13 protein-coding genes are annotated in these 14,040 nt (G+C 66.0%); 9 read left to right on the forward strand and 4 right to left on the reverse strand.

The window, feature by feature from the left end:
* The 5 genes from AC5RUJ_RS03960 to AC5RUJ_RS03980 form a co-directional block, all read left to right on the forward strand.
* On the forward strand, window positions 1-495 hold a 495-nt coding region (locus tag AC5RUJ_RS03960), incomplete at its 5' end, for a flagellar hook-length control protein FliK (protein ID WP_494155613.1).
* Between the two features lie 13 nt (window positions 496-508).
* Window positions 509-952, forward strand: coding sequence for a flagellar hook assembly protein FlgD (locus AC5RUJ_RS03965; RefSeq protein ID WP_494128383.1), 444 nt, complete (start codon window positions 509-511; stop codon window positions 950-952).
* Between the two features lie 90 nt (window positions 953-1,042).
* On the forward strand, window positions 1,043-2,215 hold the full coding sequence (locus tag AC5RUJ_RS03970) for a flagellar hook protein FlgE (RefSeq protein ID WP_494128382.1): 1,173 nt from the start codon (window positions 1,043-1,045) through the stop codon (window positions 2,213-2,215).
* Window positions 2,216-2,758: 543 nt separating this feature from the next.
* Window positions 2,759-3,016 (forward strand): RHS repeat-associated core domain-containing protein, encoded by a 258-nt coding sequence (locus AC5RUJ_RS03975; protein ID WP_494128381.1) that lies wholly within the window; start codon window positions 2,759-2,761, stop codon window positions 3,014-3,016.
* 1,213 nt (window positions 3,017-4,229) lie between these two features.
* Entirely contained in the window at window positions 4,230-6,113 is a 1,884-nt protein-coding gene (locus AC5RUJ_RS03980; protein WP_494155614.1) for an HNH endonuclease signature motif containing protein, read from the forward strand.
* Window positions 6,114-6,486: 373 nt separating this feature from the next.
* Here the strand turns inward: AC5RUJ_RS03980 and AC5RUJ_RS03985 are convergent, their stop codons facing one another.
* Window positions 6,487-7,485 (reverse strand): metallophosphoesterase, encoded by a 999-nt coding sequence (locus AC5RUJ_RS03985; protein ID WP_494128627.1) that lies wholly within the window; start codon window positions 7,483-7,485, stop codon window positions 6,487-6,489.
* Window positions 7,486-7,487: 2 nt separating this feature from the next.
* A complete protein-coding gene (locus AC5RUJ_RS03990; RefSeq protein WP_494128626.1) occupies window positions 7,488-9,821 on the reverse strand; it encodes a transglycosylase domain-containing protein in 2,334 nt (777 codons plus the stop codon).
* Window positions 9,822-9,858: 37 nt separating this feature from the next.
* Here AC5RUJ_RS03990 and sp36 point away from each other — a divergent pair, with 37 nt between their 5' ends.
* Genes sp36 through AC5RUJ_RS04005 form a run of 3 tightly spaced genes read left to right on the forward strand, consistent with a single transcriptional unit; the run spans window position 9,859 to window position 11,427 of the window.
* Entirely contained in the window at window positions 9,859-10,014 is a 156-nt protein-coding gene (sp36, locus tag AC5RUJ_RS03995; RefSeq protein ID WP_493978079.1) for a Sp36 family protein, read from the forward strand.
* Window positions 10,015-10,016: 2 nt separating this feature from the next.
* Window positions 10,017-10,511 (forward strand): RidA family protein, encoded by a 495-nt coding sequence (locus AC5RUJ_RS04000; RefSeq protein ID WP_494012854.1) that lies wholly within the window; start codon window positions 10,017-10,019, stop codon window positions 10,509-10,511.
* A complete protein-coding gene (locus AC5RUJ_RS04005) occupies window positions 10,495-11,427 on the forward strand; it encodes an NUDIX hydrolase (RefSeq protein WP_494000661.1) in 933 nt (310 codons plus the stop codon). The genes AC5RUJ_RS04000 and AC5RUJ_RS04005 overlap by 17 nt, the downstream gene beginning before the upstream one ends.
* A 133-nt stretch (window positions 11,428-11,560) precedes the next feature.
* Here the strand turns inward: AC5RUJ_RS04005 and AC5RUJ_RS04010 are convergent, their stop codons facing one another.
* Window positions 11,561-12,238, reverse strand: a complete 678-nt coding sequence (locus AC5RUJ_RS04010) for a Crp/Fnr family transcriptional regulator (RefSeq protein WP_493966729.1) — start codon at window positions 12,236-12,238, stop codon at window positions 11,561-11,563.
* 248 nt (window positions 12,239-12,486) lie between these two features.
* Here AC5RUJ_RS04010 and AC5RUJ_RS04015 point away from each other — a divergent pair, with 248 nt between their 5' ends.
* Entirely contained in the window at window positions 12,487-13,671 is a 1,185-nt protein-coding gene (locus AC5RUJ_RS04015) for a MarP family serine protease (RefSeq protein ID WP_494128634.1), read from the forward strand.
* Here the strand turns inward: AC5RUJ_RS04015 and AC5RUJ_RS04020 are convergent.
* Window positions 13,668-14,040, reverse strand: a 373-nt coding sequence (locus AC5RUJ_RS04020) for a DUF2332 family protein (RefSeq protein ID WP_494155615.1), incomplete at its 5' end; no start/stop codon positions are given. The two genes, AC5RUJ_RS04015 and AC5RUJ_RS04020, sit on opposite strands and share 4 nt — an antisense overlap.

Consider the following 14,040-nt stretch of genomic DNA (forward strand, 5'->3'; position numbering starts at 1 on the left):
GCGCCCGCCGCAGCCGCCGCTCCCGTCCCGCCGAACCAGCAGTTGCCGTTCACCGCGCAGGTGGCCCGCCCGCTCTTTACGCTCGCGCAGGCCAAGCCCGGCGAGCACGTGATGACCATCAGCGTCACGCCCGACAACCTGGGCCCGGTCACCGTCCGAGCCCACGTGACGGGGGAGGGCGTCCGCGTGGAGCTCTTCGCGCCGAATGACGCCGGCCGCGACGCCTTGCGCGCCGTCATGGCCGACCTGAAACGCGATCTTGCCGCCACCGGCCTGAACGCCAACTTGGACCTTTCCAACCAGAACCGCCCGAACGATGCGCGCCCCGGCATGCAGTTCGGCCCCGACGGCCGGCCCTCCGGCGGCCCGCAGGGACAGGAAGGCCGCCCCGGCACGGCCACCGGAACCGCCGCAGACACGGCCCCGGACACGACCGACCCATCCGCCCTGAGACGTCCCTACGGGATATCGACCAGCCTCGACGTGCTGGCCTGAGACAAGGAGAACCATGCCCACCGACTCAGTCGCGCCCGTTGGCACAGTCGCCCCGACGTATACCGCCCCGCCCGTGCGCGCACCGAAGCAGTCCATGGACGGCGAGATGTTCATGCACCTGCTGGTCACCCAGCTGCAAAACCAGGACCCCAGCTCGCCGATGGACACCAACCAGATGATCTCCCAGTCCACGCAGCTGGCCATGATGGAAAGCATCGCGACCATGACCACCACCAGCGAGGAAAACTTCTCCCTGCAGATGCGTGGCGTAGCCGCGTCGCTGGTGGGCCGCGAGGTCAGCTACTACGGCGCGGACGGTTCGCTCGTCACGGGAACCGCCACTTCGGTGTCCTATGCCGGGCCGGTCCCGCAGGTGATCGTGGACGGCAAGGAGATCCCGCTGGATCTGGTCGCCGGGATCACCGCCGCCGGTACCACCGGGGGTGCCGCCGCCTGAGATGCTGCCCCCTAAGCCGGCTTGTGCCGCCAACAAATTTTCCCAATCACTGAATTACCCGTCCGTTCCACGATCCGAAAGGCGCTGATCATGCTCCGCTCCCTCTACTCCGGAATCTCCGGACTTCGCTCCCACCAGACCATGCTTGATGTCACCGGCAACAACATCGCCAACGTCAACACCACCGGCTTCAAGGCCTCCTCGGTGCAGTTCCAGGACACCCTGTCCCAGATGACGCAGGGCGCAGGCGGCCCGCAGGCCCAGGCCGGCGGCACCAACCCCGCACAGGTGGGCCTCGGCGTGCAGGTGGCCGGCATCTCCACCAACTTCACCCAGGGCTCCTCGCAGGCCACTGGCAAGGCCACCGACATGATGATCTCCGGCGACGGATTCTTCGTCACCACCAAGGGCGGCGAGCAGCTTTACACTCGCGCCGGCGCCTTCGAACTCGATTCCATGGGGCGCCTCGTCTCCCCGGACGGTGCAATCCTGCAGGGCTGGATGGCAGATGCCGACGGAAACATGCCCGTTGGCGGCCCCATTGGCGCAATCGATCTTTCCCCCGACGCCATTTCCAAGGCCCGTGCCACTTCCGAGGCAGTGCTCGCAGGGAACCTTCCGTCTGACGCGAAGCAAGCAGATGCCCTCGTCCGCGATGTTGAGGTCTTTAAGGCGGACGGCACCAAGGCCAGCCTCTCCCTGACGTTCACTCGGACACCAGACGGCTGGGATGTCTCCAAGACCGGCAGCGGGACTGTCGGTGCATCGCTTGCGCTCAACGGGAACGGCGTCCTGACGCCTAGCGGCCCCATGGCGGTTGACGGCATCAACGTTAATCTGACGAGTCTCAGCGGTTACGCAGGCATGACTACCGTTGGATTCGACAGTCAGAACGGTCGTGCGGCCGGAACCCTTGAATCCTTCACCATGAGCCCGGATGGCACACTCATGGGATCCTTTAGTAACGGGGACCAGGCTGTCGTCGGCCGGGTTGCACTGGCCAACTTCACCAACCCGGGAGGCCTCGAAAAGGCGGGTTCGTCGTCGTACCGTGCAACTGCCAACTCCGGCCAGGTGGAACTCGGCACTGCAGGCACCGGCGGCCTCGGCACGCTGGCAGGCGGCTCGCTGGAAATGTCCAATGTGGACCTCTCTCAGGAATTCACTAACCTGATCGTCGCGCAGCGCGGCTTCCAGGCCAACGCCCGCATCATCACCACCTCCGATGAGGTGCTGCAGGAACTGACTAACCTGAAGCGCTAGAATTCCGCAACTTTTACCCTGTCTCCTAGCAGACATGGGAAAATAGCCCCGGTCCGATACGTTCGGACTGGGGCTATCTCCTATTTGTGTGATCTGCATTACACTCGTCCCTATACCGGGGGGGGGGCAGGTTCATGTCTAGGACACGCATCTAATAGGGCGGCGGGTGGGATCCGATCGTCGTCGAGCAGGAGCTCGGCGTGCCCCCGCTGGACATCCCGCCCGTCATCTCGCCGGTGCTCACCGTGGACGGACTGTAGTGGGGGCTGCTGCGGCTCCGCTAGTGGTTGGGGCCGTGGTCTCCGCGGGCACCGAGCATAGGAGCTGCGGACTCTTGTTAAAGTGCAGTCAGCCCAAGCGAATCGAGGAAGGGCATGCGTAAGAGGCAGCACATCGCTGTATACATGTCCATGGCGATCTTTGCGCTGTTGGCGGCGCTATACGCCGCGCTCGTTTTAGATTCGAGTCAAGCCGTTCCTAGAGCAGCTATCCTTCTGTGCGCTGTTGTATTGCTCGCGACTGCAGTTTGGGGATACGTAATGAATGTTCAACGAAGGTGACGCTTCAGACATCCATCGCCGTTGCCCAAACCCCTACCTCTTCAAGCAAGCCATCCAGGACCGCGCCACCGGCTGGGTCAAGTTCGGTGCCCGCTACTACAACCCTGACACTGCACGTTTCACCCAGCAGGACACCCTCGACACTCCCCTCGAGCGGGGTCGCCGCTTCCGTTGCCCTCGGATTGGGCACTCTGAGCGGGGGATGGGGGACCGTCTACCCTCGGAGCCAGTTGCGCGCTGAGCGTTGCTGCAGGTAATTTTTTGCAGATTTAGTAACGGACAACCCAGCAGACGCCACGAGCATAGAAATGGTCTGAACTATCTTGCTTTCCTCGGAGACTTGGCTCGGATAGGTAACGCCCTTCGTTAGATTGGAGTGACAATGTTCCCGAAAAGAGGGCAGGTCTGGACTTACCGTGAAAGAGGGCGATTCCTCACTCTCATGATGGGCATACCGCTAGTCCTGATGCTGGTTGCTGGCATCTACTTCATGATTACTGAGTCGAATTGGACACTCATCCTCGTAACCATACTTGGCCTCATGTTTTTGGCTATGTTCTTATTCGACAGCGAACGCAAGCATCGTGGAGAACCTTGAATTGGGCGCCGAACGCGAACCGGCCCTGGTTTCGAACATGGCCGTCTCGGAACCCTCGCATCTGTAGTGGGAGCCGTCGGAGGGCTGGGTGTGTGTGTGTGGGCATTGGGTTACACAACTTATGAGGACTCGTGATGAAACTAAGAGTTGCCGTTATCACTCCCGCCCTCGTACTGATGCTTGCGATGTGTGGTTCTTCTGGCAACGGCCGCCTTCGTCCTGACGATGACGGCCCTGGCACTGACCGTGCCTTCGGATCTGCTGCCCCTTCTTTTAATCGCCACGATCGTCGCAGCGGTTGCGGCGGGGGTGACTGCACTCCTTCTGGAGCGCCGGTCGAGGCAGCGACGCGCGGCTCCGGGTGCGGCCGCGGCTGGAACGGGAGTGGGATGAGCGTAACCCCTACTCCGGCTGAGCGGAGATGGATCCAAGCTTCTTTTTATCGGATCGGGCCTGCGATCTAGAGGGGCACCGCCTACAGGATGGTAGAGAGATTGCAGACCATTTCCTCATCGTCACCCCTAAGATCACGTACCGCCCTTGTCGGATTCCGCCGCGCTGCCGAAAGGCGCGCCCGGTCCCGGAAACGTTCACACGTGAGCATTCCGACGGTCACAGGGGATGACCCTCCGGTTGCGGTCCGCCTTCCCGGAGCTGCGAAATGATTACCACCGAAGTGCAGCTGCCCGACGGTTCGCGGGCAGCTGCAGCGGCCGCCTGCACCGTTCGCAGTCGGCCGCTTTTTCTTTGCCGCGAAATCAAACCTCGGCACCAGTTGCTTGAGTGGCGTGCCACTACTCCTACACAATGGCGCCTTTTGATGGCTATCGAATGTGTGTACGAATAAAATTGTGGTATGGCTCTTGCACCGTTGGAACGCACCGGGGAGATCGACGCATCCCTGGCTCAGGCGTTTGTCCTGCTGCAGGATGTTGCCGACCGTTTTCCCGCGGAGTCGGGGTCCCTGCGTACCCGGGACCTGGTCAATAAGGTGGCGGCGGTCGAGGACGTTTCGAAGCTCGTGGAGTTCCTGCAGGTCGTCGGCGCCCACGCGGTGGAGCGGGCGGACATCGCCGCCACCGGGGAACAGTCGACGGCGCTGGCGGCAGGAGCCGGCCAAGGCGCCGACGCCGAAGCCGTGGAGCAGGCGGACATGCCCCCCATCGGGGAAAACGCGACGGCGGCTGGGCCTGAATCCGGCGTTGAGGCGGGAGCAGGTGCCGGCGCGGGGGCGGGGGAGTGGGCGGATCCGGCGGCGGCGATCAAAACCGGCGGCGGCGTGGACGCAGTGAACCCGGACCTGTCCGGGTCCAAGCGGGTGCGGCGCCGCCGCAAGACGGAGTTCGCGAACACGGCGGAGTATCTGCGCTCCCGGCTGGGGATCGGGATTGTGGAGGCGCGGCGCCGGCTGCGGGTCGGCAAGGCGATCGCCGCGCCGGTGCGGTTGAACGGGGAACCTGGTGCGCCGGCGCTGCCGGTCTTGGCCAAGGCCATGGCCGGCGGGGAGGTCAGCGGCCAGTCCGCGGCCTTGGTAGTTGATTCCCTGCACCGCGCCCGCCACGCCGGTAGCCTGGAGGCGTTGCAGGCGATGGAAGCGTCGCTGGTCCGGCAGGCCCTGGACGCGGATGCGGACACCCTGGTGATGGTGGCCAGGACGTGGGAAACCGCGGTCGACCAGGACGGTGCCGAACCGTCCGAGGAGGAACTGCGGGCCCGGCAGGGCATGTTCTACCGGGGCCGGCGGCGCGGGCTGCACCAGTTCGTCATCAACACCACCGACGCCCAGTACGAGGCTCTCGCCACCGTGATGAACAGCGCCGCGAACCCAAGGATCCGCCCCGACGCCATCGAAACCGCCGCCAACGCCCCTGCCGCCAACGGCGGCACCACCGCAGGCACAGGCGGAGCAGACGCAACGGGCAGCGCCAACACTGATGCAGCAACCACAAAGGCGGGCACCGATAACGCTGATGCAGCCGGGCCCCGTGTGGAGAGTGCGGCAGGCACCGCTGAGGCTGACGGCGCTGCTGAGGCTGCCGACGGCGGAATCTCCGACCCGCGGGACGACACGTCGTCGGGTTCTGAACCCGGTCTGCCGGGTGAAGGCCCCGCCGGCGTGGATCCGGCCGTGGTGGAGGCGATGGATGACGCCACCCGGGCGCAGAAGCTGCTCGCGGGACTGGTCGGGGCCTGCCGGATCGCGCTGAACACCGGCAGGCTTCCGGACTCGGGCGGGCACCGCACCCAGATGATCGTCACCACCGGATACGAGCAGCTGGCCGGGCTGCTCTCCGGCGGCGGCAGCGCGGTCTTCACCGGCCCGGTCTCGGCCACCACGGTCCGCCGGATGGCCTGCGACGCCGAAATCATCCCGGCCGTCCTGGGCTCCGAAGGCGAGATCCTGGACCTGGGCCGGTCCCAACGGTTCTTCAACCGCGCGATCCGCCGGGCCCTGGTCGCCCGGGACAAGGGCTGCGCCTTCCCCGGGTGCAGCATGCCCGCGTTCTGGACGGAGGCGCACCACATCATCCCCTGGTGGGCCGGCGGCCGCACCGACGTGAACAACGGGGTGTGCCTCTGCCTGCTCCACCACGACCTGATCGAGCAAGGGAACTGGGAGATCAACGTCGTCGACGGCATCCCCTGGTTCACCCCGCCGGACTACATCGACCCGCGCCGCAAACCGCTGCGCAACTCCTACTGGCAAACCCACATCCCACCCCAACCACTCCTAGCCTGACCTAGCGATTCGGCGCGGGCGGGCGCGCAGGGCGCAGCTGAGGAAGTCTTAGCGGGCGGGTGCGCAGGGCACCGGTGGGGAAGTCTCAGCGGGCGGGCGCGCAGGGCACAGCTGAGGAAGTCTTAGCGGGCGGGCGCGCAGGGCACAGCCAAGGCAGTCTCCACAGGCATGAGCGCAGGGTGCAGGTGGGGAAGTCTCAGCAGGCGGACGCGCAGGGCACAGCCAAGGCAGTCTCCACAGGCATGAGCACAGGGCACAGCTGAGATTGTTTCAGCGGGCGGGCACGCGGGGCGCACCCTGCAGGTGCATCAGCGGGCTGCACAGAAGAAGGTCAGAGCTGGTGTAAGACCAGCCGCAGAGCGTGCCTCGGTGCTCAGCTGAGCCCGGGGCCGGGCCCGGTGCGGCGGCCTTCGGCAGGGACTTCGCCGGCCGGAGCAGCCGGCGTCAGTGTCAGCAACACAGCCTCCGGGCGGCAGGCGAAGCGCACCGGCGCCAGACGCGACGTTCCCAACCCGGCCGACACGTTTAACGGGACACTACGCCCCTCGTGCTCCCAGTACGTCAGCCCCCGGGCGCGCCACGTAGGCAGATCGCAGTTGCTGGTCAAGGCCCCGTAGCCGGGGAGGCGGACCTGGCCACCATGGGTATGTCCGGCCAGCATCAGGTCGGCGTCGTCGGCTGTGAACCGGTCCAGCACCCGCTGGTATGGAGCGTGAGCCACCGCGATCCGCAGGAATGCGGCCTCATCGGCGGATGTCGAACCGTTGGGGAAACCCGAATAACGGTCGCGCTGCAGGTGCGGATCGTCAACCCCCGTGAAGTCCAGCCGAACCCGGTCCACCACCACGGACTGGTGCCGGTTGGTCAAGTCGATCCAGCCTGCGGTGCCGAAAGCCGCATGCATCTCCCGCCAAGGCAGTTCACGCTCCGCGTAGTCCTTGGGCTGAGAGGAGGGGCCGGTGAGGTAGGAGAACGGGTTCTTCATCACCGGGGAGTAGTAATCGTTGGAGCCCGGGACGAACACGCCCGGAATATCCATGAGCGGTGCCAGCGAGTCCAGCAGGGGCTGCACGGCCTGGTGATGGCTGAGGTTATCGCCGGTGTTGACCACCAGGTCCGGTTCCAGCGACGCCAGCTGCCGCAGCCACCTCTGCTTCAGCGTCTGCCCGGGAGTCATGTGGATGTCGGACAGGTGCAGGATCCTCAGGGGGCCTCGTCCGGCGGGCAGGATGGGCAGCGTTTCTTCGCGGACCTTGAAGAGGTTCCGCTCGATAACGGAGCCGTAGACGAGCGCGGCCCCGCCCGCGGCCGTGGCCCCCAGGGCCAGCGTGCCTGCGGTCCGGAGCCGTGCCCGCAACAAGTCAGTGTCCACGGTTAGTCGTTGCCTCCTCCGCCGTTGCCTCCTCCGCCGTTGCCTCCGCCGTTTCCGTTACCCCCGCCGTTGCCGTTGCCTCCGCCGTTTCCGTTGCCGGAATCGCCGGAATCGCCGGAATCGCCGGAGTCACCGGAACCGCCGGAGTCACCGGAGCCGCCGCCCGAATCCCCGTCGTCGCTGCTGTTGCTGGAATTCGAGTTGTTGTTCGATTCGGCGGGTGCCGGGGTCTGGACCGGTCGGGGCGGATACATCATGCTGCTCGGCGCGGAGCCGAACTCGCCCGTCTTGTACAGGCCGGCGACCTTCTCCATGTAATCGGTCCACTGCCCGCCGGCAATGGTCGCACCGTCCACGTAGTCACGCGTCACGCCGTTGATGGGGATGTTGTTGATCGATTTGTAGGCATGAGGGTTGCCCACCCAGGAAGCAGTGGAAATGCCCTTGGTGTAACCCACCGTCCAGGTGTACTCAGACTTGTCGGTCGTGCCGGTCTTGACAGCGGCGGGAACACCAATCGGATGGATTCCTCCCAGCTGCAGGTTGACCAGGTTCTCCAGCGGGACGCTGACGGCAGCAGCTACTTCCTCCGAGATCGCCCGTTCGCAGGACTTCTTCGGCACCTCGTACTTGTTGCCCTGGGCATCCGTCACGGAGGTCAGCGCGATCGGCTTGCAGTACACGCCGCCGCTGGCGAACGCCGCGAACGAAGCCGCCATCGTCATCGGGGACACGTTGGTCGTGCCGATGATGAAGGACGGGTGCTCAATGCTGATCGGTTCCTTGTCCGTCGCCGTCCGGACGCCGAGGCGCGTTGCCGCATCCCGGATGTCGCAGAGGTCCAGCTGCGCGGCCATGGCTGCGGTAGCGGAGTTGATCGACCACGTCAGGCCCTGGCTGGCGGTCATGGTCCGCTCGAAACCTGGCAGCGCATTCTGGAAGTCCCACTCACTGAACCACGCGTCCGGGGGCAGGCAGCTCGCGTTCCAGTTGTACTGCGCCGGGTACTCCGTCCGGCGCGCGTCGACCGACGCGTTGAGCGCCTTGCCCGCTTCGAGCCAGGCGACCATGGTGTAGGGCTTCATCGTGGAGCCAGGCTGCCAGCCGTTGCCGCCGCCCATATCGGCGTCGACGTTGTAGTTCAGCTCCGTATTGGCCGCGCCGTCTTCGGGGCTGTAGTTGGTGTTCTGGGCCATCATCAGGATGTTGCCGGTGCCCGGTTCAATCGAGACCATGGACGAGCCGACGCCGGACTCGTCGCCCACCGGGACTTCCTGCTCGATCTGCTTCTGGCCTTCCTTCTGGAGGCGGGAGTCGAGCGTCGTCTTGATGGTGAGGCCGCCACGGGCCAAAAGCTTCGCCCGTTCGGTGGAGTCCGCACCGAACGCGTCGGACTGCATGATGGCGTGCTGCACGTAGCTGCAGAAGTAGTCGGCGAAGTTTGCCGCGACACAGCCGGAACGTACCGGCTTGAGATTCAAGCCCAGATCGCTGGCAACGGCTTCGTCGTACTCCGCCTGGGTAATCTTTCCCGCGTTACGCATGGCCGCCAGCACCGTATTGCGGCGTTCCACCGTGGCTTCCGGGTTGTTCACCGGATTGAAGTAGTTGGGCGACTGCACCATGCCGGCCAGCATGGCCGACTGCTGGATGTTCAGCTTGGCGGCCGGAATGCCGAAAAAGGTCTTCGCAGCGGCTTCAATGCCGTACACCTGGCCGCTGAACAACACGATGTTCAGGTAGCCCTGCAGGATCTCTTCCTTGCTGAATTCCTTTTCGACGGCGATGGCCAGCTTCGCCTCGCGCAGCTTGTCGCCGATGTCCTTGGTGCCGCTGATGGTCAGCTCTTCGGCCCCCTTGCCCGCGGAAGCGCCGGCGTCGATCAGCACGTTGTTCACATACTGCATGGTCAGCGTCGACGCGCCCTGCAGGTCCCCGCCGGCCATGTTCGTCACCGCGGCGCGCATGATGCCTTGGGGGTCCACACCGTTATGTTCGTAGAAACGAACGTCCTCGATGGAGATGATGGCGTCCTGCATGTGCTGGGAGACCTTGTCCAAAGTCACCGGGACGCGGTTTTCGGCGTAGAACGTGGCAATCAGCTTGCCGTCGGCGGAGAGGATCCGCGACGGCTGGGACAGCGGCTGCGTCTGCAGTTCGTCCGGCAATTGGTCGAAGTATTCGATCGATGAGGTTGCCCCGACACCGGCCACGGCTGCGGCCGGAACCAGCAGACCGGCTGCGAGCACGCCGCAGAGCGCACTGATACCCAGGAAGCCAACAACTTTGCCTAGGGTGGTCGCAGTGTCGAAGAAGGGGGATTTGCGAGCGGCCATGGGGTTCAGTTTACAAGCAAGCGCTACCCTTTGAGTTATGACCAAATGGGAATACGCGACAATTCCGCTCATTATCCACGCGACCAAGCAGATTCTTGACCAGTGGGGGGAGGACGGCTGGGAGCTCGTCCAGGTGTTCCCCGGCCCGAACGGAACCAATCCGGTTGCCTATTTGAAGCGGGAGAAGCAGTAGCCATGACGGAAACCACTGAAGCCCGGAAGTCCACCGTCGAAGAGCGGCTGGCCGGCTTGGGACTGTCCCTGCCGGACGTGGCAGCTCCGGTGGCCGCCTACGTCCCGGCGGTCGTCTCCGGTAATTATGTGTACACCTCCGGGCAACTGCCGTTCGTCAACGGCGAACTTCCGGCCGCCGGCAAGGTGGGCGACGGTGCCGGCCTGGTCAGTGCCGACGAGGCGAAAAACCTCGCCGCGACGGCCGCCGTGAATGCCCTGGCAGCGGTCAAGAGCGTCATCGGTGACCTGGACCGGATCACCCGGGTGGTCAAGGTCGTCGGTTTCGTGGCCTCCGATCCGGCATTCACCGGCCAGCCGGGTGTGATCAACGGCGCCTCCGAGCTGCTGGGGCAGGTCCTCGGCGAGGCTGGCGCGCATGCCCGGTCCGCCGTCGGCGTGGCCGTGCTGCCGCTGGATTCGCCGGTCGAGGTAGAACTGATTGCCGAATTCAGCTAGTCCGCTGCGCGAGGAGCAGCGGCTCTTCCCCGTGGTACCGGACCAGCTGGGCGCGGCCCACAGCTGGTTCCACCACGGGGAACGTACGCCGCGCAAGCCCCGGATGGCCTCCTCGGTCGTCCTCGTTCGGGACGGCGCGGCCGGCACGGAAACGTACCTCGGCTACCGGTCGGGCTCCTCTCCGCTGGGCACGGTGGCCTTTCCCGGCGGCAGCGTGGAGGAGAGCGACGGCGACCCGGTGACCTGGTACGGCCCCTCGCCGAGCAAATGGGCCGAGATGCTCGGGCTGGACGACCACCGCCTGGCCCACGCCCACGTCGTGGGTGCCATCCGCGAGCTGTTCGAGGAAACCGGCGTGTTGCTGGCCGGTCCGGATGAATCCACCCTGCCGGAGTCCACCTCCGGCGCCGACTGGATGCGGACCCGCGAGGCCGTCGCCGCCCAGGAGGTGTCCTTCGGCGAAGCGCTCGGCAAGCGCGGACTCGGCGTCCGCACCGACTTGCTCAAACCCGTGGCCCACTGGCTCAGCCCCGATTTTGCCCATCGCCGCTTCGACACGCGCTACTTCGCTGCGGCCCAGCCAGCCAACCAGCGGCCGTCCCTGCTGGAAAGCAAGGGCGTGTGGGCCTCCTGGCTGCCGGCGCAGGAGCTGGTGGCGGGGCGGACGACCACGACGCTGGGCGATCTGGTGGACCAGCCCGACACCCGCGGGTTGACGTTCAGCGAGGTGACCTCGCCCGCGGTGGAAATCATCGTGGAAAAGATCGCCGGCGCCCGCGGCTGCATCGCCTACCTCTCGCACAAGCGCCCGCAGCGGCTCTACCACCCGGAACTGATCCAGGTTGACGGTGTGCCCATGCTGGAGGTCGCGGCCAACGCGGCCACCGAAGGCGGTGCCGCCCCGCGGGGACGCTGAGCCGCTCCGCCAACACGGACCCAGCCCCGATGGGCCCGTGCCGGACGGCCAACGGCACCCACCATTTCAAGCCACGACGACGGCGGGGGCCCACCATCGGTGAGCCCCCGCCGTCGTACTTTTGTGTCGAAAATCAGCGCGAACGCTGGCGCAGCCGCTGGATGTCCAGGATGACTACCGCGCGCGCTTCCAGGCGCAGCCAGCCGCGCTGGACGAACTCGGCCAGCGCCTTGTTGACGGTTTCGCGGGAGGCGCCGACCAGCTGGGCCAGCTCTTCCTGCGTCAGTTCGTGTGCCACCAGGATGCCGTCCGTGGCGGGGCGGCCGAAGCGGTCGGCCAGGTCCAGCAGGGCCTTGGCTACGCGGCCCGGAACGTCGGAGAAGACCAGGTCGGCCAGCGAGTCATTGGTGCGGCGGAGGCGGCGGGCCAAAGCCTGCAGCAGCTGCGCCGACACCTCGGGGCGGGTCTCCAGCAAACCGCGCAGATTCTCGTTCTTCAGCCCGGCGAGGCGGGTCTCGGAGACGGCGGTCGCCGAGGTGCTGCGCGGGCTCGGGTCGAAGAGGGCCATCTCACCGAAGAGCTCGCCCGGGCCGAGGATGGCCACCAGGTTCTCGCGGCCGTCGGCAGCGGTGCGGCCCAGCTTGATCTTGCCGGAGACGATGAAGTAGAGCTGGTCGCCCTGGTCACCTTCGCGGAACACCGATGCGCCGCGGGACAAGTCGACCTCGGTCAGCTCGTCGGTCAGCGCGGCGAAAACGTCGTCGTCAAGAGTGGCAAAAAGAGGTGCGCGGCGAAGGATCTCTACGTCCATGAATTCTCCAAGTTAGTACTGTTCGGCTGGGGTTCAAGCTGCTCTCCCGTGGGGGCACTGTTCTCCATTTTGCCGTATGTAAAGCCCGTGTGACATCTTCCACAAGGCTTTTCGCTCCCAGAGGAGGAAAGCGCGGCATCGAGCACCGGCACGGGCTGCCGGAGGTGACAACCCGTAACGGCGGTTAATAATTCCCGCGGGCGGACCGCCTAGACTGATGCACATCCCACCGCAACGGAGAATGAGTGATTTTCGGCCTGACCATCCTGGACGTTGTCCTGCTGCTGATCCTCTTGGCGTACCTGGTCTCAGGTCTGCGCAAGGGGTTCCTGCTCACCCTCGGCGGCATCGCCGGCATCGCCCTGGGAGCGGTGGCAGCTTTCTTCGCCATCCCCCTGGTCAGTGAATGGGTCCCCGACAGCGCCTGGCGGCTGACCGCAGCCATTGCCGTGGCCATGTTGCTCGTGGTGCTCGGGCACGCCCTGGGAACGGGTATCGGCGCGGCCATCCGGCGCCGGATGGACTTCCCGCCGCTGCGGCCGCTGGACCGGCTGCTGGGCGGCTTGATGAATCTCGCCGTGACCGCGCTGGTGATCTCCATGCTGGCGTTCAGCCTGGGCACCATGGGCGTGCCGTTCATCTCGCAGCAGATAGCCGCGTCCAAGGTGATCGCGTCGATCGAAAACCTCACCCCGGATCCGGTGAAGGCGTGGGCGGCGCAGGTGCGCTCGATCGTTGTTGCGGACGGCATCCCGCTGGTCCTCGACCCGCAGGTGCCGCAGGAGTCGGCGCCGGTTCCCGATGCCAGCACCGATACCGCGGCCCTGAACGAGGCGGCGGCCTCCGTGCTGCGGATCGCGGGGACGGCCTTCCAATGCGGGCAGAACCAGACCGGGTCCGGCTTTGCGGTGGCCCCGGACCGCGTGCTGACCAACGCCCACGTGGTGGCCGGCGTCAACGAACCGGTGGTGGAGATCCCCGACGGCCGGGTGCTGCCCGGACGGGTCGTGTTCTTCGACCCGGTGCGCGACCTGGCCGTCCTGACCGTGGACGGGTTGGACGTGCGGCCGCTGCCGCTGGCGGGCGAACTGTCCGAAGGCGACCTGGCGGCGTTCCAGGGCTACCCGGCCGGCGGTCCCTTCCAGAGCAAGCCGGCCACCGTGCAGGGCCGTTCGCAGGTGCTGGTCCAGAACATTTACGGTGCGGACCCGTCGTCGCTCGAGGTCTACACACTGGCGGCGAACGTGCAGCAGGGCAATTCCGGCGGACCTTTGCTTGATGCGGACGGAAACGTGGCCGGCGTGGTCTTCGCCAAGTCCACGGAGGACGTGCCGGTGGGCTACGCCCTGACCCTGGCGGAGGTCCAGCCGGTCGTCGACGCAGCCCTCGGCTATCAGGAGACGATCTCCGCCGGCCAATGCGTGACCCGCTAGCGGCTCTCCTGCGGTAGCCAGTCCAGAAACTGGCCGTGCGGGCCGCTGACCGCCACCGGGCGCCCGTTGTGCGAGAGCAGGAAGCGGCCCCGGCGGGTCCGGTCGTCCAGGCCGGGAATGCCGGAGTCACCATCCGGCAGCGGCATCACGCCGGGACCTTCGTGCGCGAGCCAGTGCACGCCCCGCTCACGGATGAGCCCCTCCACCAGGGTGCGGAACCGCCGACGGTCCGGCTCGGGCAGGTAGGCCAGCACTGCCGAATGGAAGACGACCTGCTGCCGGATCCGGGACCGTGCTCGGCTCTGTAACGAACGCAACGGCAATGACAACGGCAGCCGCTCCACCTGGCGCCCCCGAGAAAACCGGCCC

It is taken from the genome of Arthrobacter sp. Y3223164, from assembly GCF_059091005.1.